Here is a 22,592-nt window from a genome sequence, read left to right as displayed (position 1 = left end):
CTTGATGTTCTTGGGATTATTGGGCATCGCAAACCTCATATCATTCGGCTGTCGATCCTCCCGGGGAGGCCTATAAGCCATCGATTGTGCCGTGACAAGTATGCGCGCGACATAATGTAGCGCTCCACCCGGACCTAGATGGGGCACCTCATGAATCGTCGGATTCGTCATCGAGGATCGGCGGCCCGGAACCGGCATCGTCGCGATAATCCACCTGCATGAAATAAAGCCCGTTAGGCGGTGCGACTGGGCCGCAGGCCTTGCGGTCGCGCGCCTCCAGGGCGGCACGCACATCGTCCGGCGTCCACTTTCCTTCGCCCGCAAGCTTCAGCGTTCCGGCAAAGGAGCGGATCTGGTTGTGCAGGAAGCTTTGCGCCGTGGCGCGGATCTCGATCAGCTCGCCATTGCGGGTCACATCCAGCCGGTCGAGCGTACGCACAGGGCTGTTCGCCTGACAATGTACCGATCGGAACGTCGTGAAATCATGCCGGCCGACCAAGGTCTGGGCCGCCGCGTGCATGACCTCATGATCCATATCCTTCGCCACCCACCATGCTCGCCCGGCCTCCAGCGCCAGCGGCGCGCGGCGGACAATGATGCGATAGAGATAATGCCGGCGGATCGCCGAGAAGCGGGCGTCGAAGCTGACATCGACCTCCGTGACATTCAGAATGGCGACACGGTCGCCGGCCTGTCGTAGATGGGCGTTCAAGGCATTGCGCAGCTTGTGCGGCTTCCATTCCTTGGAGAGATCGGTATGGGAAACCTGGCCCACGGCATGCACGCCGGAATCGGTGCGTCCCGCGCCGCGAACAGAAACCGTCTCCCCCGTCAACGACAGGATGGCACGCTCGATTGCGCTCTGCACGGAAGCACCATTATTCTGACGCTGCCAGCCGACATAGGGGACGCCGTCATATTCGACGGTCATGCGGTAACGCGGCATCAGACAGATCCCGTCGCCAGCATCGTGCCCGGTGCAATCGGCGTGCCGCGTAGGAAATCAGCCGCCGCCATCGGCTTGCCGCCGGCCTTCTGCAGCTTTGTCAGCCTGACCGCACCGGAGCCGCAGGCAATGATAAGATCGTCGCTCAGCACTTCGCCAGGCGCGCCGGTACCTTCGGCAAGTTCGGAGCCAAGCACCTTCAGGCGTTCCGGCTTACCGGCAAGCTCTGCTTCGAACCATGCGCCTGGAAAGGGCGAAAGGCCGCGAATATGATTGTGAACATCGGTAGCCGGTTTGCCGAACTCGATGCGGGTCTCGCCCTTGTCGATCTTGGCGGCGTAGACGACGCCCTCGGCGGGCTGCTCGGTCAACGGCAGCTCATTATATTCCAGCTTGTTCATCGCCTCGGCCATGGCCTTGGCTCCACTGAGCATGAGCTTGTCGTGCAGTTCGCCGGCGGTCATGGTACCGCCGATCTCGACTTCGCGGGTCAGAGCGACCGGGCCGGTATCCAGCCCCTTGTCCATCTTCATCACCATCATGCCGGTCTTCTTGTCGCCGGCCATGATTGCCCGCTGGATGGGTGCTGCCCCACGCCAGCGCGGCAGCAACGAGGCATGGCCATTGTAGCAGCCGAGCCGCGTGCCGGTAAGGATCGCCTCGGGCAGCAGCAGGCCATAGGCGACAACCACGGCGACATCGGCATCGAGCTCGCGAAAACGCTGGCGCTCTTCCGGATCCTTGAAATTGACCGGCGTGAATACCGGCAGACCCAACAGCTCCGCCGCCTGATGCACCGGCGACTTCTGCAGGTCGAGCCCACGCCGGCCGCCTGGCCTTGGCGGCTGCGTGTAGACGGCGCGGATCTTATGACCGGCGTCGATCAGCGAGCGCAACGTCGCCACGGAAAATTCGGGCGTTCCCATAAAGATGATGCTGAGCGACATGCGATCCGTCCGGCTGAGAGGTATCTAGTTTGGCATGATCTTGTCCAAAAACCGCTCTGCAATTTTCGGGATCACGCATGCCCGTCTTCAAACGGGTTTACGAGCCTGATATCAAGCCCCTGGAAGTCTTTTATGTTCCGGGTCGCCAACGTTGCGCCGTGAGCTAGACAAACAGCAGCGATCATGGCGTCCTGGACGGAAATCTGGTGGCCGAACCGTTCGCGACGAGCACGAATGCGGCCCGTCAGCAGCGCACTGTCTTGATCAAACTGCAAAATGCGACCTGCAAATTGATGCTCCATAAGGTAACCAAGGCCTTCGAAAAATCGTTCCGAACGATCCCTCAGCAACACCTTTTCCGCACCATAGGACAGTTCCATTAGAATCGGAGAGCAAAGATAAAGGCTCTCAATATCTTGTTGCTCAAACCATTCGCCGACGTTCGGAGACAAATTGGCCTTCGTGATCTCCGAAACCACGTTCGTATCAAGAATAATCATTCGGAACCGCGGCGTTCCGCCTCTTTGCGACGCGCTTCATCCGTAGCAGACATAAACTCGCGATGTTCCTCATCGCTCAACGCAAAACCGGTAAAGGCCGAGCGTAATTGGCTCAGCGTCGAACCAGCTTTCGCGCCATCTTCCAATCGCGTGACGTTGAGGCCTTTCCGAACCTGAATCTTAATTTCTTCCGAGAGGCTGCGACCGGCTCGTTTCGCCTCATCGCTAAGCTCTCGCTTCAAGTTTTCGGACACGTCTCTGACCAAGATATCAGCCATCCGGCACCTCCATTTGATATCACTGATATCATAGGCGCTTCAGACCCATCTTTCAACAGCCGCTCCTCAGAGCACCTTCGACTTGGCCGCCTTGGTGAACTTCTTAATCACCATCTCGCGCTTCAGACGCGAGATATAGTCGATGAACAGCACGCCGTTCAGGTGGTCGATCTCGTGTTGCAGGCAGGTAGCAAGCAGGCCGTCGGCTTCGATGAGCTGTTCCTTGCCGTCGCGGTCGATATGCTTGACCGTGACGCGGGCCGGGCGCTCGACTTCGGCGTAGTAATCCGGAATGGAGAGACAGCCTTCCTCGTAGACCGAACGCTCGTCGGACGAGGCGACAACCTCGGGGTTGATGAAGACCAGCGGCTGCTTGTCTTCACCTTCACGCGCCACATCGATCACCAGCATACGGCGGGCAACGCCGATCTGGACGGCGGCAAGGCCGATGCCCGGCGCGTCATACATGGTTTCCAGCATGTCGTCGGCAAGGCGCAGAATTTCGGTATCGACGCGCTCGATGGGCTTGGAGGCCTGGCGGAGCAGCGGATCGGGCAAAATGATGAGTGGCTTGATCGTCATGACGTTTCCCATAACGCATCTTTTGGCGCGATGGAATTATCTAGTTGGCAGTCGAAGCGTGTTTTTTCAACGATTGCCGCTCCGGGTCGACAAAGACAGCCTGAAACTTTGTTCACGTTTTGATCTGGATATTCTTCGCGGTTTTGTTATGGTGCCCGCAAGAGTTCCACGAGTATATACGATATCATGTCCTTTACCCTGCTCGGCCAAGCAATTCCCGCAGTCCCGGCTCTGGCCGGCCTCACCATCCTGCTCCTGATCATCATGATCGTTCTTGTCATCAATGGCAGAAGGCGACAGTCGGAGGACGACTTGCTGCGGGCCGAAGATGCCGAGCATAACATGGCGGCGATCCTCAGGGCGCAGGCGGAGATGCAGGGGCGGCTTGCCGCCATGACGGAGGTGTTCGGCTCGCGGCAGGCGGAGCTCAATCAAGCCATTGGTCAGCGTCTGGATGGCATGTCGCAGCGGGTAACGGCGACGATCGGCGAACAGACGCGCTCGACGCATGAGAACCTCCGCCGCCTGCAGGAGCGGCTGGCCGTCATCGATGCGGCGCAGACCAATATCCAGTCGCTGGCAAAGGATGTCGTAGGCCTTCAAGCGATTCTCTCCAACAAGCAGACGCGCGGCGCCTTCGGCCAGGCGCGCATGGAAACGATCATCGCCGATGGGTTGCCGATGGGCGCCTATGCGTTTCAGCCAACGCTGTCGAACGGTTCGCGGCCGGACTGCACAATCCGCATGCCGAACGGCTCGCCGCCGTTGGTCATCGACGCTAAATTTCCGCTGGAAGCCTGGAACGCCATCCGTAACGCAACTGCGACAGGCCCAGAGCAGGGCAAGGTTGCCGCGCAGCAGTTCCGCCGGGATCTCGAGGTGCATATCCGCGATATCGCCGAGAAATATCTCATCCCGGGCGAGACGCAGGACACCGCTTTTCTCTTCGTTCCCTCCGAATCGATCTTTGCCGAAATCCACGAGAATTTCGAGGCGATCGTGCATAAGGCACAGCGCTCGCGCATCGTCATCGTCTCGCCATCGCTGCTGATGCTGTCGATTCAGGTCATCCAGGCGGTGTTGAAGGACCAGCGCATGCGCGAGCAGGCGCATGTGATCCAGGGTGAAGTAGCGCATCTGATGGACGATCTCTCGCGCCTCGACGAGCGGGTGCGCAAGCTGCAGGGGCATTTCGCCATGGCGCAGAAGGATGTCGACATGATCGTCACCTCCGCCGACAAGCTGGCGCGGCGCGGCGAGCGGATAGAAGCGCTGGAATTCGAGACCGCCGCCGAGCCGGCAAAGCCCGCCGCTGAGGACCGGCCGAAACCGATCGACAATCGCACCGGCCAACTCAAGCTAAGGGTGGTTGACGAGGACTGACCGCTTCGGGCAGTGTCGCGCCAAATCAATGCGTGCCCTGCCGAAGGATGAAGCAATTCTTGGATGGGAGCATGCAAGACCAGCAAGCAGGGCAGGACATCCCATGATCACCATTTTCGGCTCCATCAACATGGACCTCATCGCCACCACCGACCGTCTGCCGAAGCCGGGCGAGACGGTGGCCGGCAACGGCTTTTCCACCGCCGCCGGCGGCAAGGGCGCCAACCAGGCGCTGGCCGCGCGTCGTGCCGGCTCCACCGTGCGCATGACGGGCGCCGTCGGCAATGATGGCTTCGCCGAGCCCGCCCTTGCTCTGCTTGACGCTGCCGGCACCGATCTTTCCACCGTCAGCCATGTCCCCGAGCCGACCGGCACGGCACTGATCCTGGTCGGCGGTGACGGCGAGAACATGATCGCCGTCGTTCCCGGCGCCAACGGTACTAAGACGGCCGACGACGCGACCGCCGTCGTCGATGCGCTGAGCCCTAGCGATACGCTCATGCTGCAATTCGAAATCCCGGTTGCGGCCGTCGAAACGGCGCTTGTTGCCGCAAAGGCCAAGGGCGTTCGCACAATTCTCAATCTCGCGCCGCTCATTCCCGAAGCAGCGCGCCTCGGCCGCCTCGCCGATATCGTCATTGCCAATGAGACCGAATTCGAGCTGCTGGCAGGTCAGGACAATATGTCGGCCAGCGATCGCGAGGCGGCGCTGGCCCGCCTGCATGCCGAGACCGGGCAAACATTGATTGTCACCCTCGGCGGCGACGGCGTCATCGCCATCCGCAATGGCGAGCTTTCGCGCGCCAAAGGCCTCGTCATCGAACCGATCGATACCGTCGGCGCCGGTGATACTTTCTGCGGCTATTTCGCCGCCAGCCTCGACCAGGGCCTGGATTTTCACACGAGCCTGCGCCGCGCCGCCGTTGCCGGTTCGCTTGCCTGCCTGAAGCCCGGCGCACAGCCTGCCATTCCGGTTGCAAGCGAAGTCGCCGCTCGTCTTTGAGACCCCGTGCCTGAGTACCCCGTTTGCAGGCAACTCCGCCTGAAAGCGGGGGTTATTTCCCATCAAGTTAATTATTTTTTGCGCTTCACCATCACCCTCCTCTCGTCTGCCGTGTATCGCCATCTAACGGCGGCAGACGCCCTCCCGGCGAGTGCGGCAGGGGCTTTTCCGTCGTGGCGCAGGAGGTGCCTGAGCTGGCACAGAGATCCGCCAGCGCCGCCAAGGAAATCAACTCGGCGGTCAACCAGATGGACCAGGTGACGCAGCAGAACGCGCCGATGGTGGAGGAAACCACCGCCGCCAGCGTCACGCTGAAGGCGCTTGTGACCCGCTTTCGCGCCTCGCATGGTACACAGGACAAAGCCACAGCACTGCGTGCCACAGCCCAGCAGATGCGCGCACCCGCTCCTGCCCGTCGCGCTCCTTCCACTCCGCCTGCCCGCAAGGCACAGCCTCAGACTCAGGGTGCCAATGCGCTGGCTCGGGATGACTGGGAAGAATTCTGAGTCGACTAAAGAGAAATGCAAAGGCCGCCGGTTCGTCCCGGCGGCCTTTGGCGTTCATACAGGCCGACGTAAATGTCAGATGCGCGCGAAACGCTCCGTCAACAGCGCGAAGAAACCGTCGGCATCGACGTCGCGCATGACCTTGGCGTTGCTCTTGCGGTCGGTGACATGCCACCAATCGACAACGGTCATGCCAACGGTCAGTTCCGAGGTGATCTCGATCTCGACATTGCACTCCCGACCTTTGAAGAGCTCCGGCTTCAGCAGATAGGCAACAACGGTCGGGTCGTGCAGCGGACCGCCGTCGGAGCCGTACTTCTCGATGTCGAAACGCTCGAAGAATTCCAGCATCTCGACCATGGCCTTGGCCGGCGCCGAACCGATGGCAGCGATACGCGCCACGCGATCCTTGCGGGTGAGAAGCTGGTGGGTCACGTCGAGCGGCATCATGACGATGGGTACGCCAGAGCGGAAGACGACATCGGCGGCTTCCGGATCGACATAGATGTTGAACTCCGCAGCCGGCGTGATGTTGCCGCCCTCGAAGAAGCCGCCACCCATCATCACTAGTTCGCGGACACGGCCGACGATGTCGGGGGCCTTCTGGAAGGCAAGCGCGATATTGGTGAGCGGACCGAGCGTGCAGAGCGTGACGGCGCCTTCGGGCTCGCTGCGCAGCGTCTCGATGATGAAATCGGCGGCATGGCCCGGCTGGAGCGCCATGGTCGGCTCAGGCAGTTCTGGACCGTCGAGACCAGTCTTGCCGTGGACATGTTCGGCGGTAACCAGCTTGCGCTTAATCGGTGCATCGGCACCGGCGAAGACCTTGACGTCGCGGCGATTGCAAAGCTCGCAGACGATGCGGGCATTACGGCTCGTCAGCGCCAGCGGCACGTTGCCGGCGACCGTCGTAATGCCGAGAACGTCGAGTTCCTCGCGGCTTCCGAAGGCAAGCAATATCGCGGCGGCGTCATCCTGGCCGGGATCGGTATCGATGATGATTTTTCTGGGCTCGGTCATATCTGTGGCTTCCCTCCGGTGCAGATCGGCAGGTCTTGATGCGAGCCCGCCGGAGCTTTGTCAAGCAGCCACAGGGGCAGAACGACGCCTGACGTTTCCTGAGCGAAACTGATTTCGCAGGTGCGAAGCCGGACCTTCTTGCACTCCCCTCCCCATGCCCCCATATTAGCGACAGCCGGGTGCTGAAGATCAGGTCCGGAAAGGTCGCTTGCTACCCAAGGACTTGACGATGAGCCGGACGACTCCTTTTGCCAGCCCTCTTCTTCTGGGCTTCGATACCATGGAAAAGACGCTGGAGCGGATTTCCAAGGCCAGCGATGGTTATCCCCCCTACAATATCGAACGCATGCGCCCCGATCGTATTTCGGGCGAGCCCGAACGCCTGCGCATCACGCTTGCGGTTGCCGGTTTCTCCGAAGACGAGCTCGACATCACTACGGAAGAAAACCAGCTTCTCATCCGCGGTCGGCAGGTGGAGCAGGAGGAACGCGATTATCTCTATCGCGGCATTGCGGCTCGTCAATTCCAGCGCGTCTTCGTTTTGGCAGACGGCATGCAAGTGCTTGGCGCCGTTTTGAAGAATGGCTTGCTCGCCGTCGACCTCATTCGGCCGGAGCCGGCGCGTATGGTAAAGAAAATTAACATTTCGGTCTCACAGTAGGACAACGGCTGATTGCCGTTGGTCCCTCATACTGGAGGTACGAACATGCTTATGAGAGAAGCCACTGCCCGACTGACCCAATCCGAGCTCGCCCATCTGGGCAGCGGTGAGGTAGCCTATATCCGGAAAATACGGTCCGAAGAAGTTTCCCGCTGCTTCCCGGAAGCGCCTTCCGATATCGATCCCGATATCGATCTCTGGGCGCTCTTCGGCGCCGACGGCACCCCGATCCTTCTGACCGATAACCGCTCCAGCACCTTTTACAAGGCGGCCGAGGACGAGTTGAAGACGGTCAGCCTGCATTAAGTGCTGACAAGACGGTGCGGCGGAACGCATATCGCCGCGACTTTCGCAACTTCCGATGCGCGCAGCCCGATGCGGCACAGGAAGCCTTAGCCGGAACATCTGGAGATCAATCTCCGGTGCCGCCGAAACGGCCGCTCAAACTCTCTTGAATGTCAGATAGGCGGAAGACCGCCCCTCGCGCCGGGCCTTCGCCTCATAGCGCGTGCTCGGCCAGCCCTCATAGGGCGTCAGCCAGTCGGCGGCGTTTTCGGCCGTCCACTCGAAGCCGCCATGGGCATGGCAATGCTGCAGCGTCCAATTGACATAGGTGTCGATGTCGGAAGCAAAGCAGAAGCGCGCACCGGGCTTCAGGACGCGGTGGAAACGATCGAGGTTCACCTGCGAGACGAAGCGGCGCTTCCAGTGCCTCTTCTTCGGCCAGGGATCGGGATAGAGCAGATCGATCTGGTCGAGGCAGGCGTCCGGCAGCCAGTCGAGCAGCTGCGTCGCATCGTCGTTGTAGACGCGGATATTGCGCGCGCCGGTCTCACCGACGCTGGCAAGCAGCTTCTGCATGGAATTAACGAAAGGCTCGACGCCGATGAAGCCGGTTGTCGATTGCTCGAGCGCCCGGTGGATCAGATGCTCGCCACCGCCGAAACCGATTTCCAGGCGCAGACGTTCGGTCGGCACCGGAAACAGATCATTCAGCGGCTGAGGCGCCGGCGTGGAAAGGTCAACGAGATACTGCGGCAGGAGCGTTTCAAGCTTTTCAGCCTGCTGGCCGCGCAAGGCTTTACCCTTGCGCCGCCCGAAGAATGCTTCCGTCGCCCGCGACCGGCGCTCCGTATCGATCATGCAGCTTCCCGGGTGCTCACCGATTCCTTGAGCGCCTTGACGAGGTCCGTGCGCTCCCAGGAGAACGAACCGTCACGGCCCGCCTTGCGGCCGAAATGGCCGTAGGCCGAGGTCTTGGCGTAGATCGGCTTGTTGAGGTCGAGATGGCGGCGAATACCGGTCGGCGAAAGATCCATGTTCTTGCGGATCGCTTCTTCGACCTGGTCCTCGGTAACGCCGTTGCCGGTGCCATGCAGGTCGACATAGATCGACAGCGGCTGGGCAACGCCGATGGCGTAGGAAAGCTGGATCGTGCAACGGTCGGCAAGGCTGGCGGCAACGACGTTCTTTGCCAGATAGCGCGCGGCATAGGCAGCAGAACGGTCGACCTTGGTCGTGTCCTTGCCGGAGAAGGCGCCGCCGCCGTGCGGTGCAGCGCCGCCGTAGGTGTCGACGATGATCTTGCGGCCGGTCAAGCCTGCATCACCATCCGGGCCGCCGATGACGAACTTGCCGGTCGGGTTGATGTACCAATTGCAATCCGACGCAATCTTCAGCTCACCGAGGGCTTCGCGGATATAGGGCTCGACGACTTCGCGAACCTTGTTCGAATCCCAGCTATCGTCGAGGTGCTGAGTGGAAAGCACGATCGACGTCACTTCCGCTGGCTTGCCGTCGACGTAACGGACGGTCACCTGGCTCTTGGCATCCGGGCCGAGCTTGGCAACGTCGCCGTCGCCCTTCTTGCGGGCGGTCGCGAGCAGTTGCAGGATCTTGTGGGAATAGTAAATCGGCGCCGGCATGAGATCCGGGGTTTCGCGGCAGGCGTAGCCGAACATGATGCCCTGGTCGCCGGCACCCTCGTCACCCTGCTGGTCGGAGGCGTTGTCGACGCCCTGGGCGATATCGGCAGACTGCGAATGCAGGAGCACGTCGATGCGCGCCGTCTTCCAATGGAAGCCGGCCTGCTCGTAGCCGATGTCCTTGATGGCGCGGCGAGCAGCAGCCTTGAACTTCGAGGGGTTGATGACGTCGTTACCGTCCTTGTCTTTCTTCATCAAGCTCGGCGGCAGGCGAACTTCGCCGGCGATGACGACACGGTTGGTGGTGGCAAGGGTCTCGCAGGCAATGCGCACGCCCCAGGGGTTGATGCCGGTCTTTGCAGCTTCGCGATAGACCAGATCGACGATTTCATCGGAGATACGGTCACAAACTTTATCCGGGTGACCTTCGGCAACAGACTCGCTGGTAAACAGATAATTCGCGCGCATGCGGGATTCCCCTCAAAGAACAAATCTTCTCTTTTGATATTCGTGTCGGGGCCGAAAAACAAGACACAGAAGGACATAAATATATCTTTATATCCCTGTGGACGTAATAAATTTTTGCGCCAAACACGCAAAAGGCGGCCAAAATGGCCGCCTTTCGACTTTTCCATCATGACGCTACCGGAAAATTCCTACTCCGCGTCAGCCTCGGCTGCGAGCGCCTTGACGAGCTCGACCACCTTGCGGCGGACTTTGCCGTCGGAAATCTTCACGAAGGCGCGGTTAAGCTGCAAGCCCTCGGAGGACGAAAGGAAATCAACCACATAGTTGGAGCTGGAGGCCTCGGCCAAGCCGCCGGCGCTCGTCGTGTTATCGCCCGGAGCATCCTCGAAGAAGAAGGAGACGGGAACGTTAAGAATGGTGGAAATATTCTGAAGGCGGCTGGCGCCAACGCGGTTGGTGCCCTTCTCGTATTTCTGGATCTGCTGGAACGTAATTCCAAGGCTCTCGCCGAGCTTTTCCTGGCTCATCCCCAGCATCGTGCGGCGGAGGCGAATGCGGCTACCGACATGAATGTCGATCGGGTTAGGCTTCTTTTTATTCTCAATCATCTCATTACCCTAACATAGGTTGAATACAGGTCCTGTCACCCGGTGCCCTTAACCGCCCCTATTAACGCCACGTTGCAGCCGACGCCCACCCGGCTTCCAATCTACGTGCAAAATGGCGTACGGCAACCACTATGCAATTTTAGGGTTTTTTGGTCAATTCACCCTTGAAATAAAACCCATGCGTGAAATCACAGCGATCATACCGACTATCCCGATGATCAACCAGAAATAGACCTTCCTTACCCTATCGTCGATTCGCGATACGGTTGCGCTACTCAAGGTAGCATCAACGAACCCTTGCTCATTAAAATCGATTCCGGAAATCAAACGTCCATGCGCGTCGACATAGGCCGAAACACCGGTGTTCGCGCTGCGAATCAACGGCAGCCCCTGTTCGACCGCCCTCACCCGCGCCTGCAGGAAATGCTGGTAGGGGCCGGGCGTATCTCCGAACCAAGCATCGTTCGTAACGTTCAGAATGGCATCTGCCTGCCGGATTTCGGGCGTCATCTCATTCGGAAAGATGATCTCGTAGCAGATCAGCGGGTAGAGTTTGACGCTATCAGGCAGCGTCAGCAACTGCCGGCTCGCGGCGGCCGAAAAGCCGCCCGGCAGCTCGACGACATTCTGGATGCCGAGATAGCTGAGGACGTTTTCGAAGGGCACATACTCGCCGAAAGGAACGAGATGGGTCTTGTCGGAAGCGCCGATGATCTGGCCGCGACCGTCGATGACATAGACAGAATTGTAATAACGCGGCTCGACACCCGGACCCATGTCCTCGACACGAACCGCGCCGGTGATCAGGATCTGGTCGTCGTCGAGCTGGTCGGCGATGCGGGAGAGCGCATCCTGATTATCGGTCAAAATGAAGGGTATCGCGGTTTCCGGCCAAACGATGATGTCGGGCCGCTTACCGCCATTCGCCGCCGGCTGGACCGAAAGCGAAAGGTGCTTGTCGAAGATGGTGTTGCGATCGGCCGCCGTATCCATCTTGGCTTCCTGATCGATCGCCGGCTGCACGATGCGCACCACCGGGGCGGGTTTGCCAGGCACCGGCGGCTCCGGCAGATTGAGGGCGTAGTAGCCGTAGCCGAAATGCGCCGCCACGATCAGCACCGCCAACCCAATCCCCGGCACTCGGCCCTGGCGTGTTCCCAGCAAGGCCGGGGCGGCGAAAACGAAGACGGCGAGCACGGTGACGCCAAGCACGCCGATCACATGCGCAGATTGCATCATCAGCGGCATGGGCATGGCGCCATAACCGATGGCATTCCAGGGAAAGCCGGTGAAAAGAAAGCTACGCAGCCATTCCAGCAGACCGAAACCGAAGGCGAGTGCGGCAATACGCCCCATGCCATCAGACCAAAGCAAGCGGGAAAGCGCTGTCGCCAAGCCGTAAAAGATCGCCAGGAAGGCGGGCAGGCCAAGGATTGCCAGCGGCAATGCCCAGGCGAATTGATCCGCATCGATCAGAAGCGCGTGGCCGAGCCACCAGAGACCGGCGACGAAATAGCCGAAGCCGAACAGCCAGCCGGTGACGAAAGATGGCCAGAGGCGACCAATAAAACCACTGTCAGGACCGGCCGCAGCGCCATCCAGCAGCCAGACGAGCAGCGTGAAGGACACGAACATCGCCGCGAAGAAACCGAAGGGCGGCAGTGCCAGGACACCGATGGCTCCGGCAACAATCGCAAGCAGCGCGCGTTTAAAACCCCAGACGAGGATCACCTTGCCCGAAAGCCGTTCCATGCGCGCGCTCCGTCAAACTGCGAATCAATTGGCCGCAGTCTTTCAAAAAAGCAGCGATTTGTCCTGTTGAAGCACCACCTGAAGCAATTCCAGGAAAAGTGCGTAGCGGTTTTCCGTCCGGAATTGCGTCAAACAAGGGGATAGAGCGGCGAAGCGATTCCATGAAGCGCTGAACCGCTCTATTGGCTGGCGGCGTTCTGCTTGGTCGAAGATCCCTCGGAAAGAGTGTCCGGCGACGGCAGATCGCGATCAAGTGCACCTGCCTCGCCATCCGCCTTGGTCGGGCGGCGACGCGCGGCGTGACGCTTGCGGGTGATGCGCACCTTTTTGATGCGGCGCGGATCGGCATCGAGAATATGGAACTCGAAGCCCGGCAGCGCCTGGACGACCTCACCACGCACCGGAATGCGACCGAGCGCTGAGAAGATCAATCCGCCCAACGTATCGACCTCGTCCACCTGCTCGCTGATGTCGAAATCGGAGCCGATCGCGGCGGCGATCTCTTCCAACTCGACACGGGCATCGGCAACGAAGACGTCTTCGGAGACGCGCTTGAACATCACCTCGTCGTCATCATGTTCGTCGTCGATATCGCCGACGACCATTTCGACGATGTCTTCATGCGATGCGAGACCATCGGTGCCGCCATATTCGTCAATGACGAGCGCCATCTGCGTACGGTTGACCTGCATGCGACGGAGAAGATCCGAAGCAAGCATCGAGGGCGGCACGAACAGGATTTTCCTGATGATGCCGGCTTCGGCCAGCGTCTTCTGGAGATCGACGCGCGAAAGGTCGAAATTCGGCTTGGCCGAACGCGCCGGCTTTTCGGCCGGGCTTGCGGTTGATGCAGACGCAGCAGCTGCTGCTGCTGCCGTCTTGCCATTGCCGCCACGGCGCTTGTTGCGCGCCTGCTTGGCGATATAGGACAGGAGATCGCGGATATGTATCATGCCGCGCGGATCATCCAGCGTTTCGGCATAGACCGGCATGCGCGAACGGCCGCTCTCCTCGAACAGGATCATCAGCTCGCCAATGGCGATGTTCTGGTCGACCGCCTCGATATCGGCGCGCGGCACCATGACATCCTCGACACGCACTTCGCGGAAGCGGAGGATGTTGTGCAGCATCGCCCGCTCGTCCGGCGAAAAGGCATCGTCATCGGTGGCCCCGGCGATCAGCGCGTCGGCGAGATCCTCGCGCAGCCGTGCCGATCCCTGAGCCGGGCGCAGGATGCGCGCGGCGCGTGCCCAGAAGGAAGATTGCGATCGTTTGCCGTTGCTACTACTGCCCGCCTCATCGGAGGAGGCATTGTCGGCGCCGTCTTTGGCCTCAGAGGCCGGTCTTGTCGTAAAGTCGCTCATTGTTCCTGATCAGACAGGGTTCAAGTCAAATGGGGTCCTGCCCCGCATAGGGATCAGATAGGCTAAGCTCCGCCAAAATGCGAGTCTCCAGCCCCTCCATTCTTTCGGCTTCGCTATTATTCATATGGTCGTAGCCGAATAGATGCAAGAAACCATGCACCATCAAATGGGTCAGATGGTCGTCAAAGCTCTTTTCCAGCTCGACCGCCTCGCGTTCCACCGTCTCCCTGGCGATGATGATATCGCCGAGCATCGGGCCGGGCTTGCCGCCGGGCACCAGCGGAAAAGCGGGGAAAGACAAGACGTTGGTCGCCTTGTCCTGCTGGCGCCATTCCGAATTTATCTCGCGAATGGAGGCATCATCGGTGAAGACGAGCGACAATTCCGGCGCCGTTTTTGGAAAAGGCTGCTTCTCAATTTTCTTGAGATAGGTAGCCGCCGCGCCAAGAACGCGTTCCGCCAAAGCCTGCAAAGCGTCTTCGGAGGGCCAATCGCCCTCCTCGACGCTGATCTGAATATCGAGTTCGGCCATCAGATCTGCGAATCGGCCTCACTGCCACCGCCCACAGCAGGGACGGCATAGGTCGCATCATAGGCCCTGACGATGCGTCCCACCAGCGGATGGCGGACGACGTCTACGTCCTTGAAACGGACGATGGTGATGCCCTCGACACCGGCCAGAAGATCCAGGGCTTCCACCAGGCCGGATTTGACGCCGCGCGGCAAGTCGACCTGGCTCGGGTCGCCGGTGATGATCATTCGCCCATTGTCGCCGAGACGGGTCAGGAACATCTTCATCTGCATCGCCGTGGTGTTCTGCGCCTCATCGAGAATGATGACGGCGTTGGCGAGCGTGCGGCCGCGCATGAAGGCAAGCGGCGCGATTTCGATGACGCCGGCAGTAATGGCGCGCTCGACCTTGTCGGCTGGCATCATGTCATAGAGCGCGTCATAGAGCGGACGGAGATAGGGATCGACCTTCTCCTTCATGTCGCCAGGCAGGAAGCCCAGGCGCTCGCCCGCTTCAACAGCCGGGCGCGAGAGGATGATCTTCTCGACGGCGCCACGCTCCAGAAGCTGGCAGGCATGGGCGACGGCCAGATAGGTCTTGCCGGTGCCGGCCGGGCCGACGCCAAAAACCATCTCGGAACGCTCCAGCGCCCGCATATAGGCATCTTGTGTCGGTGTGCGCGCGATGATCGTCTTCTTGCGCGTCGAAATCTGCGCCATCGTCAACTTGGCTTTTTTCTCCATGGTCGGCAACGTCAGTTGGTCGTCGGCGGCAACCGCCATACGGATTGCCCCTTCCACGTCGGAGCGCTCCACATTCCCACCTTTCTGCAGCTTGTCATAGAGATAATCGAGCGTGCGGCGCGCCTGGTTGGTGGCCAAGACATCGCCGGTGATGACAACAGAGTTGCCACGGGCGCGGGCGTCTATACCCAGACGCTCCTCGAGCAGCTTTAGATTCTGATCGAACTGTCCGAAAAGTTCGCTGGCGAATCGATTGTTCTCGAACGTCAGGATGAAGTGATTGGCGTCGCTCGCGATGCGGGGCTGGCGCGATGATGAAGAAACCAATTCCTGTCCGTTCAAGCGGTGTGGCTCCTTGTGCCGTCCGAAACCTAGAGCAACTCAGCAAAAAGGCTGTTGGTGCTGGTCCCGGTGATTCGTACGTTTATAATGTCACCGATTTGCGATGCTTTTGCATCAATATTCACAGACTGAAGCCAGGGAGAGCGACCTATCAACTGTCCCGGCATGCGGCCAGGCTTTTCCAGGAGCACATCGACCACTTTGCCGACACAGGCATCGGCGAAAGCGTGTTGCTGCTTCAATAGCAACGCCTGCAACCGTTCAAGCCGTTCCGCCTTGATCTCTTCCGGCACCTGGTCTTTCAGCTCCGCGCCGGGCGTACCCGGACGAGTCGAATATTTGAACGAGAAGGCTTGCGCATAGTTCACCTCCTCCACCAGACGAAGTGTATCCGCAAAATCCTGTTCTGTCTCCCCCGGGAAACCGACGATGAAATCGCCAGAAATGGCGATATCCGGCCGTGCAGAGCGGATTTTCTCGATCAGGGCAAGATATTCGGCGGCCGTATGACGCCGGTTCATCGCCTTCAGAATACGGTCGGAGCCGGACTGTACCGGCAGGTGCAGATAGGGCATCAGCGTGCGCAGGTCGCGGTGCGCCTCAATCAGCCTGTCGTCCATATCGCGGGGGTGGCTGGTTGTGTAGCGCAGCCGGGCAAGGCCCGGAATTTCCGACAGCCGGTACAGCAGATCGCCGAGGCTCCAGGCCTCGCCATTGAGGCCAGCGCCATGCCAGGCATTGACATTCTGGCCGAGCAGCGTGATTTCGCGCACTCCGCCATCCACAAGTTTTTCAGCCTCTTCGACGATTTGAGCGACAGAACGGGAGACTTCGGAGCCGCGCGTATAGGGCACAACGCAAAAAGTACAGAATTTGTCGCAGCCTTCCTGCACCGTCAGGAAAGCCGTAACGCCGCGAGCGCGGATTTTCGACCTCTCGGGCGCCGGCAGATGTTCGAACTTATCCTCAAGCGCATATTCGGTATCGACGACCCGGTGACCTTCCTTGGCGCGGCGAAGCGCGTCCGGCAGGCGGTGATAGGTCTGCGGGCCGATGACGACATCGACGGCAGGCGCTCGGCGAAGAATTTCTTCGCCTTCGGCCTGGGCGACGCAGCCGGTGACGCCGATCATCATCTCGCGACCATCGGCGGCCTTACGCTTCTTCATATCGCGCAGGCGCCCGAGCGCGGAATAGACCTTCTCGGCGGCCTTCTCGCGGATATGACAGGTGTTCAGCAGGACCAGATCGGCATCTTCCATGTCCTCGGTCGGCTCATAGCCGTCGCGGGCGAGCGCATCGCTCATCCGCGTCGAGTCATAGACGTTCATCTGACAGCCGTAGGTCTTGATGAAAACCTTGCGGCTGTTGGAACCATCGCGGAGGCCGAGCTGCAGGGCGTTCGGCTCCGGGGCGTCGAGAATTAAGCTGTCCTTGGTCATGGCCGCTATGTAGTGGCTTTTGCTCCAAGAGAAAATGAAAAAGTTGGAATCGCCGGGATATCAGGCAATCTCGCGGCCAAGCAGCCGGCTTGAGAGCATGTTGCGGATCCGCCGCGCGACGGTGGCGCTGACATCCTTGCGTTTGGTGTCGGCGCGATACTCCACCGCTTCGCCAAAACAGACATCCACATCGATGGCGCCACAGGCGACAATATCCTTCAGGTGTGGCACCAGTTCGATATCACCGGGCCAGGCAGCGATCGGGCGATAGTAGCGGCCCATGGCGATGCCGTGAATGCGGGTATAGGCAACTGCCACCGGCTGAACATGCACGACGGCGTCAGGCGTTTTCGGCAAGGCGGCGGCAGCGGCGCCAAACAGCGAGGATTTGACCTCCAGCAGGCGGTTGCCATCCGAGGTCGTGCCTTCGGGAAACAGCACCATGATCTCGCCATTGGCCATGCGCTCGGCGATCTCGTTCACCTGATCGCCGGTCTTGCGCTTCTGCTCGCGCTCGATAAAGACGCTTTTCTGCCACTGGGCGAACTGACCGAAAATCGGCCAGTCCCGCACCTCAGACTTGGCGATGAAGGCGACGTCGACAACCGAGGACAGCACGAGAATATCCAGCCAGGATGAATGGTTGGCGGCGAGCATCAACGGCCGGCTGCGTTCCGGCTGTCCAATGACATGGACGCGAACGCCGAGCCAGTAGCAGGCGATGCGGTGCCAGTAGCGCGGCAGATAACGCCTGAGCTTCCAGTCAAAGCGCAGGCAGAGGATCTGCAGCGGCAGCATGACGAGACTGACGACGCAGATAGCGATGACGGCACAGCCGACGCGCAGCCAGGTCACCAAATCATTCGCTCCGGCACGACAGTCATCACCTCAGCCTTCGTCCTTCTTCAGCGGGATACCATAGAGCTCCAGCCGGTGATCGACGAGCTTGAAACCATGTTCGCGGGCGATACGCTCCTGCAGCGCCTCGATCTCCGGCGAGTGGAACTCAATCACCTCGCCGCTCTTCAGATCGATCAGATGATCATGGTGCTCTTCCGGCACGGTTTCGTACCGAGAGCGGCCGTCGCGGAAATCATGGCGCGCAAGAAGGCCGGCATCCTCAAAAAGCTTTACCGTGCGATAGACCGTCGAAATCGAGATCTTCGCGTCCACCTTGACGGAGCGACGATGCAGCTCCTCGACATCGGGATGGTCCTCGGAACTTTCGATGATGCGGGCAATAACCTTGCGCTGCTCCGTCATGCGCATCCCGCGCTCGGCGCAAAGCTCCTCCAGAGATTTTACGGGATCGATCATCAAATACGGTCTTCGGTCGCTTCGTCTATGACAACGGACTAGCGAAGAACGCGCCGCATGACAAGCGCCGTCGATTTCGCACCGTTTTCATCGACATAATAGGCCTTGCGCTCGCCGACCGTCTCGAAACCGAGCTTGCGGTAGAGCCCGACGGCCGGCTGATTGACGCCGTCGACCTCGAGAAACATGGTTTCGCCGCCACGATTGCGCGCCTCGCGCAACGCCGCCTGCATCAGCCTCCAGCCAAGGCCTGTACGGCCAAGCTTGGCGCTGACGGCAATCGTCAGGATCTCGGCTTCGCCCGCCATATGCCGCGCCAGCACGAAGCCCGGAAGCGACTTTTTCAGAATGGCGTTGGTCTGCCGAGCGACGAAACCGAAGGTCGTGTCCTGCGACAGCAGATCCTCGAACTCGGTATCGCCCCAGACCCGCGCGAACCGTTCGCCATGCAGGGCGGCAACTTCGACGCAATCCCGAAGCTGCATCGGGACGATCTCATATTCGGCTTTCAAGGTAAGATAGGATTCGAGCATGTCTATAGCCTGGCAACAGCGTACCCGGCCTGCGGTCTGGCATCGGGTCCGCGAAGATAAAGTGGTTTCGGCTTGTCGCTGACAGGTTTGGCAGCGCCCAGCCGGGCAACGACGGCAATCGGAAATGCGTCGGGCCGCTCCGCGGGCGGCGTATCGCTGAGCCGGGCGACAGCTGTACCAGTGACGATACCGTCGAAGGCACCAGCGATCACTAGCGCTTCATCGATCGTCACGGCACGGGCCTCGTCCAGCGGGCGGCCATCGGCGTCGAAGGACTGGAGATAGATCTCCTCGCGCTTGGCGTCGATGGCGGCCAGAACCGATTGACCCGGATTTTGCTCCCGCGCAGTGGCGGCCATGACCTCAAGGGTCGTGACGCCGATGGCGGGAATGTTGAGGGAAAGTGCGAAACCACGAGCGGCAGCGACGCCGATGCGAATGCCGGTGAAGGAGCCAGGGCCGACGGTCACGACGATGCGCTCGACCGCTGCGAGCGCTATATCGGCTTTCGCCAGCGCCGCGTCGACAACATCCATCAAATGCTCGGCATGCCCCCGCCCGATCGTCTCCGTGACCTCCCCCATCACAGAATCACTGCCGCTATCATACACCGCGGCAGCGCAATCTACACCTGCCGTGTCGAGCGCCAGTACAATCATCTTTATTTTTCCGAAATGCGAAGATTAGACGGCTTCGACTTCCTGAACTTCCGGAACGAAATGGCGCAGCAGATTCTGGATGCCATGCTTCAACGTTGCCGTGGACGACGGGCAGCCGGCGCAGGATCCCTTCATGTTGAGGTAGACCTTGCCATCACGGAAGCCGCGGAAAGTGATGTCGCCGCCATCCTGGGCCACGGCCGGACGAACGCGGGTCTCGAGCAATTCCTTGATGGTCAGCACGATCGTCTCGTCGCCTTCATCAAAGAACTCGCCGCTGGCGTCCTGCGCTTCAGAGAGGACCGATGCTGCGCCCATGACCGGCTTGCCGGACATGAAATGCTCCATGATCGAGCCGAGGATGGCGGGCTTCAGATGCTGCCACTCCTGGTCATCCTTGGAGACGGAGATGAAATCGTAGCCGAAATAGACGCCGCTGACGCCGGGGATATCGAACAGGCGAGCGGCAAGCGGCGAGACTTCCGCCTCGTCGGCGCTACGGAATTCGGCCGTGCCGCTTTCCATCACTACCTTGCCCGGCAGGAACTTCAGGGTCGCGGGGTTCGGCGTCGCTTCGGTCTGAATGAACATCTTGATCTCCATGCGGCGGGCCGAAAGCCCTGCGCCGACTTTAGAATATTTCAAAAGAAGATAGGCTTTTTGGCTGCTCTAATCAAGAGACTAGCCCTCAAGAAATGGCCTTGCCAACTCAACTCAGGGCGTCGATTTCCTCGTTCGTCAACGTATCCGGCAGCACCGTCACGGGGATCGGGAAGGCAGCGGCGCGCCCTGCGATCGAAGACACCAGCGGCCCTGGCCCTTCCTTGGCCGAACCGGCGGCCAGAACGAGCAGGGCAATATCCCGGTCTTCCTCGATCATCGCATTGATCTCATCGGCGGCCGACCCTTCGCGGATGACGATCTCCGGATCGATGCCGATATTCTCGCGCACGATCTGCGCCGCCTTTGCCGTCGTCGCCTCGGCCTCCTCACGCGCTTCCGCCCGCATGATCTCCTCGACACCCAGCCATTGCTGGAAATCGCCCTCGGGGATCACATAGAGAAGCACAAGGCCACCATTGGAATTCTTGGCCCGCCGGCCGGCATAATGGACGGCGCGCTGGCATTCAGGCGTGCCGTCGATGACCGCCATGAATTTGCGGCGGTGACCTTCGAGCCGTGAGAGACGTTTTGATACCATGGGGCGACTCTGCCACCTGAAGGAGGCGTTTTGCAAGCCCCCGTTTTTCAACGGGGGCTGCCGTCATGAGATGGTCAGTAAATAAAGCCGACGATGTCGCGAACCTGGTTCATCGTCACCTCGGCGCGGGCGCGGGCGCGGGCGCCGCCGTCGCGCAGGATCGCATCGATATGACCGGGATCTGCCATCAGGCGGCGCATCTCGCCGGTGATCGGCGACAGAACATTGACGGCGAGATCGACCAGAGCCGGCTTGAAGACGGAGAACTGCTGACCGCCAAACTCCGAGAGAACATCCGCCTTCGACTTGTCGGCAAGGGCTGCATAGATGCCGACGAGATTATCGGCTTCCGGGCGGTTGGAGAGGCCAGCAATCTCGCTCGGCAAGCCATCCGGATCGGTCTTGGCCTTGCGGATTTTCTTCGAGATGTTTTCCTCGTCATCGAGCAGGTTGATACGCGACAGGTCGGAGGCATCCGACTTCGACATCTTCTTGGTGCCATCACGCAAGGACATGACGCGCGGCGCCGGACCATCGATCAGCGGCTCGACCATCGGGAAATAGGCATGCACCGGCTCATCGCCGACCGTGATGTCGATGCCGTAGCCCGAGCGGCGGATGTGCTCCATGAAGTCCAGATTGAACTTCATGGCGATGTCGCGGGTCAATTCCAGATGCTGCTTCTGGTCGTCACCAACAGGCACATGCGTGGCGCGATAAAGCAGAATGTCGGCGGCCATCAGGCTCGGATAGGCGTAGAGGCCGAGAGAGGCCTGCTCGCGGTCCTTGCCGGCCTTATCCTTGAACTGCGTCATGCGGTTCATCCAGCCGATGCGGGCGACGCAATTGAAGATCCAGGCAAGTTCGGCATGCTGCGGCACAGTCGACTGATTGAAGACGATATGCTTTTCCGGATCGATGCCGGCGGCAAGGAAGGCGGCGGTGATCGAACGCGTCTGGCTCCGCATGTCCTCATGCACGAGCTGGGCGGTCAGCGCATGCATGTCAACGACGCAATACATGCAATCGTTATTTTCCTGCAACGCCACGAACTTGCGGATCGCGCCGAGATAATTGCCAAGATGGAGATTGCCGGTCGGCTGGACGCCGGAGAATACGAGCGGCTGGAATTCGGTCATGTCGTCCTCGAAAGGCTGGTGGAGGGCCCGGGCGAGCTCGCGCTCGACCCTTGGTGTTCGGCGGGCTTATGCACGGCGGACAGGCGGGGATCAAGAGGATATGTGGCAGGAACTCAGGAAGAATGCTGGATCAGATCCCAGCTGTTGCCGTAGGGGTCCGCGAAGACGGCGACTATACCGTAGACCTCATGGCGCGGCTCCTCCAGAAAACGGAGACCTTTCGCGACCATCGCCGCATGATCACTGGCAAAATCGTCGGTCTTGAGGAAGAAACCGACACGGCCGCCGGTTTGATTGCCGATGGCCGCCCGCTGCCCGTCGTCGGCGGCTTGTGCCAGCAGGAGCGCCGCGCCATCACCACCCTTCGGCTTCACCACGATCCAGCGTTTGCCTTCGGGCTGCGGCTCGTCAGTCACGCACTCAAAGCCGAGGCAATTGCAATAGAAGGCCTTGGCGCGATCATAGTCATCGACGACGAGGGTGATGAGGAAGAGGGATTGGGGCATGCGTGGGCTCCGGAATCAAATTGATTGCGAGTGTGTGGAGAGAGCACCCCCCTCTGTCACTTCGTGACATCTCCCCCACAAGGGTGGAGATTGGTATCGCGTCGCACCCTCTCGCACCAAACAAATCTCGCGTCTGCCGAGGCTTGGCTTATTGCTTTGCAGGGGGAACGCGACCAACTCCCAATAATCTCCCCCCTTGTGGGGGGAGATGTCCCGAAAGGGACAGAGGGGGGTGCCGGAGGTCCGACAAACACTG

The 22,592-nt window shown here is 60.2% G+C and carries 26 protein-coding genes and 1 pseudogene; 5 read left to right on the top strand and 22 right to left on the bottom strand.

The window, feature by feature from the left end; all coding sequences use genetic code 11:
- Window positions 1-148: 148 nt before the first annotated feature.
- From truA to def, 5 genes are all read right to left on the bottom strand, one after another.
- Window positions 149-946: a tRNA pseudouridine(38-40) synthase TruA gene (gene truA / locus HB780_RS28145; protein WP_183691105.1), complete on the bottom strand. Its 798-nt coding sequence runs from the start codon at window positions 944-946 to the stop codon at window positions 149-151.
- Window positions 946-1,893 (bottom strand): methionyl-tRNA formyltransferase, encoded by a 948-nt coding sequence (gene fmt, locus HB780_RS28140; RefSeq protein ID WP_183691103.1) that lies wholly within the window; start codon window positions 1,891-1,893, stop codon window positions 946-948. The genes truA and fmt overlap by 1 nt, the downstream gene beginning before the upstream one ends.
- A 71-nt stretch (window positions 1,894-1,964) precedes the next feature.
- Entirely contained in the window at window positions 1,965-2,393 is a 429-nt protein-coding gene (locus HB780_RS28135) for a type II toxin-antitoxin system VapC family toxin (RefSeq protein WP_183691101.1), read from the bottom strand.
- A complete protein-coding gene (locus tag HB780_RS28130; RefSeq protein WP_183691100.1) occupies window positions 2,390-2,671 on the bottom strand; it encodes a FitA-like ribbon-helix-helix domain-containing protein in 282 nt (93 codons plus the stop codon). The genes HB780_RS28135 and HB780_RS28130 overlap by 4 nt, the downstream gene beginning before the upstream one ends.
- Window positions 2,672-2,737: 66 nt before the next feature.
- Window positions 2,738-3,253 (bottom strand): peptide deformylase, encoded by a 516-nt coding sequence (gene def, locus HB780_RS28125; protein WP_183691098.1) that lies wholly within the window; start codon window positions 3,251-3,253, stop codon window positions 2,738-2,740.
- A gap of 186 nt (window positions 3,254-3,439) precedes the next feature.
- On the opposite strand from def, the gene HB780_RS28120 reads away from it, so the two are divergent.
- From HB780_RS28120 to HB780_RS28110, 3 genes and pseudogenes are all read left to right on the top strand, one after another.
- Window positions 3,440-4,636: a DNA recombination protein RmuC gene (locus HB780_RS28120; protein WP_183691096.1), complete on the top strand. Its 1,197-nt coding sequence runs from the start codon at window positions 3,440-3,442 to the stop codon at window positions 4,634-4,636.
- A 103-nt stretch (window positions 4,637-4,739) separates the two neighbouring features.
- The gene (locus tag HB780_RS28115; RefSeq protein WP_183691095.1) at window positions 4,740-5,639 is read left to right on the top strand and encodes a ribokinase; all 900 of its coding nucleotides are present in this window, start codon (window positions 4,740-4,742) and stop codon (window positions 5,637-5,639) included.
- A gap of 146 nt (window positions 5,640-5,785) precedes the next feature.
- Window positions 5,786-6,145 (top strand): annotated as a pseudogene (locus HB780_RS28110) (methyl-accepting chemotaxis protein); the annotation flags it as partial.
- Between the two features lie 75 nt (window positions 6,146-6,220).
- Here the strand turns inward: HB780_RS28110 and HB780_RS28105 are convergent.
- A complete protein-coding gene (locus HB780_RS28105) occupies window positions 6,221-7,165 on the bottom strand; it encodes a nucleoside hydrolase (RefSeq protein ID WP_183691091.1) in 945 nt (314 codons plus the stop codon).
- A gap of 229 nt (window positions 7,166-7,394) precedes the next feature.
- Here HB780_RS28105 and HB780_RS28100 point away from each other — a divergent pair, with 229 nt between their 5' ends.
- On the top strand, window positions 7,395-7,826 hold the full coding sequence (locus HB780_RS28100) for an Hsp20 family protein (RefSeq protein ID WP_183691089.1): 432 nt from the start codon (window positions 7,395-7,397) through the stop codon (window positions 7,824-7,826).
- Between the two features lie 45 nt (window positions 7,827-7,871).
- Window positions 7,872-8,132, top strand: a complete 261-nt coding sequence (locus HB780_RS28095) for a BQ00720 family protein (RefSeq protein WP_183691087.1) — start codon at window positions 7,872-7,874, stop codon at window positions 8,130-8,132.
- Between the two features lie 135 nt (window positions 8,133-8,267).
- Here HB780_RS28095 and trmB read toward each other — a convergent pair whose 3' ends face one another.
- The 16 genes from trmB to HB780_RS28015 all read right to left on the bottom strand — a co-directional run bounded on the left by trmB (window position 8,268) and on the right by HB780_RS28015 (window position 22,336).
- The gene (trmB, locus tag HB780_RS28090) at window positions 8,268-8,969 is read right to left on the bottom strand and encodes a tRNA (guanine(46)-N(7))-methyltransferase TrmB (RefSeq protein WP_183691085.1); all 702 of its coding nucleotides are present in this window, start codon (window positions 8,967-8,969) and stop codon (window positions 8,268-8,270) included.
- Window positions 8,966-10,219: a methionine adenosyltransferase gene (metK, locus tag HB780_RS28085; protein WP_183691083.1), complete on the bottom strand. Its 1,254-nt coding sequence runs from the start codon at window positions 10,217-10,219 to the stop codon at window positions 8,966-8,968. The genes trmB and metK overlap by 4 nt, the downstream gene beginning before the upstream one ends.
- Window positions 10,220-10,407: 188 nt before the next feature.
- On the bottom strand, window positions 10,408-10,827 hold the full coding sequence (locus HB780_RS28080; protein ID WP_183691081.1) for a helix-turn-helix domain-containing protein: 420 nt from the start codon (window positions 10,825-10,827) through the stop codon (window positions 10,408-10,410).
- A 153-nt stretch (window positions 10,828-10,980) separates the two neighbouring features.
- Entirely contained in the window at window positions 10,981-12,579 is a 1,599-nt protein-coding gene (gene lnt, locus HB780_RS28075; protein ID WP_183691079.1) for an apolipoprotein N-acyltransferase, read from the bottom strand.
- A gap of 179 nt (window positions 12,580-12,758) precedes the next feature.
- Window positions 12,759-13,943: a hemolysin family protein gene (locus tag HB780_RS28070; RefSeq protein ID WP_183691077.1), complete on the bottom strand. Its 1,185-nt coding sequence runs from the start codon at window positions 13,941-13,943 to the stop codon at window positions 12,759-12,761.
- A 25-nt stretch (window positions 13,944-13,968) separates the two neighbouring features.
- Entirely contained in the window at window positions 13,969-14,475 is a 507-nt protein-coding gene (gene ybeY, locus HB780_RS28065; RefSeq protein WP_183691075.1) for an rRNA maturation RNase YbeY, read from the bottom strand.
- Window positions 14,475-15,539, bottom strand: coding sequence for a PhoH family protein (locus tag HB780_RS28060; protein ID WP_183691073.1), 1,065 nt, complete (start codon window positions 15,537-15,539; stop codon window positions 14,475-14,477). The genes ybeY and HB780_RS28060 overlap by 1 nt, the downstream gene beginning before the upstream one ends.
- A 29-nt stretch (window positions 15,540-15,568) precedes the next feature.
- Window positions 15,569-16,981: a tRNA (N6-isopentenyl adenosine(37)-C2)-methylthiotransferase MiaB gene (gene miaB, locus HB780_RS28055; RefSeq protein ID WP_183691071.1), complete on the bottom strand. Its 1,413-nt coding sequence runs from the start codon at window positions 16,979-16,981 to the stop codon at window positions 15,569-15,571.
- Between the two features lie 60 nt (window positions 16,982-17,041).
- Window positions 17,042-17,839: a lyso-ornithine lipid O-acyltransferase gene (locus tag HB780_RS28050; protein WP_183691069.1), complete on the bottom strand. Its 798-nt coding sequence runs from the start codon at window positions 17,837-17,839 to the stop codon at window positions 17,042-17,044.
- 30 nt (window positions 17,840-17,869) lie between these two features.
- On the bottom strand, window positions 17,870-18,298 hold the full coding sequence (locus HB780_RS28045; protein ID WP_183691067.1) for a Fur family transcriptional regulator: 429 nt from the start codon (window positions 18,296-18,298) through the stop codon (window positions 17,870-17,872).
- 38 nt (window positions 18,299-18,336) lie between these two features.
- Complete coding sequence (locus HB780_RS28040; protein WP_183691065.1) at window positions 18,337-18,831, bottom strand: GNAT family N-acetyltransferase; 495 nt, start codon at window positions 18,829-18,831, stop codon at window positions 18,337-18,339.
- A gap of 2 nt (window positions 18,832-18,833) precedes the next feature.
- Window positions 18,834-19,490, bottom strand: a complete 657-nt coding sequence (gene tsaB / locus HB780_RS28035; protein ID WP_183691063.1) for a tRNA (adenosine(37)-N6)-threonylcarbamoyltransferase complex dimerization subunit type 1 TsaB — start codon at window positions 19,488-19,490, stop codon at window positions 18,834-18,836.
- Between the two features lie 24 nt (window positions 19,491-19,514).
- Window positions 19,515-20,081, bottom strand: a complete 567-nt coding sequence (locus HB780_RS28030; protein ID WP_153367069.1) for a NifU family protein — start codon at window positions 20,079-20,081, stop codon at window positions 19,515-19,517.
- Between the two features lie 118 nt (window positions 20,082-20,199).
- Entirely contained in the window at window positions 20,200-20,691 is a 492-nt protein-coding gene (locus tag HB780_RS28025; RefSeq protein ID WP_047461320.1) for a universal stress protein, read from the bottom strand.
- A gap of 74 nt (window positions 20,692-20,765) precedes the next feature.
- Window positions 20,766-21,830: a tryptophan--tRNA ligase gene (gene trpS / locus HB780_RS28020; RefSeq protein WP_183691061.1), complete on the bottom strand. Its 1,065-nt coding sequence runs from the start codon at window positions 21,828-21,830 to the stop codon at window positions 20,766-20,768.
- A gap of 113 nt (window positions 21,831-21,943) precedes the next feature.
- Entirely contained in the window at window positions 21,944-22,336 is a 393-nt protein-coding gene (locus tag HB780_RS28015) for a VOC family protein (protein WP_183691059.1), read from the bottom strand.
- Window positions 22,337-22,592 lie beyond the last annotated feature (256 nt).

The sequence above is a fragment of the Rhizobium lusitanum genome (genome assembly GCF_014189535.1).
Taxonomy (GTDB): Bacteria; Pseudomonadota; Alphaproteobacteria; order Rhizobiales; family Rhizobiaceae; genus Rhizobium; species Rhizobium lusitanum_C.
The sequence above is the reverse complement of the archived record's forward strand: the minus strand, read 5'-3'. Positions and strand labels throughout refer to the sequence as shown.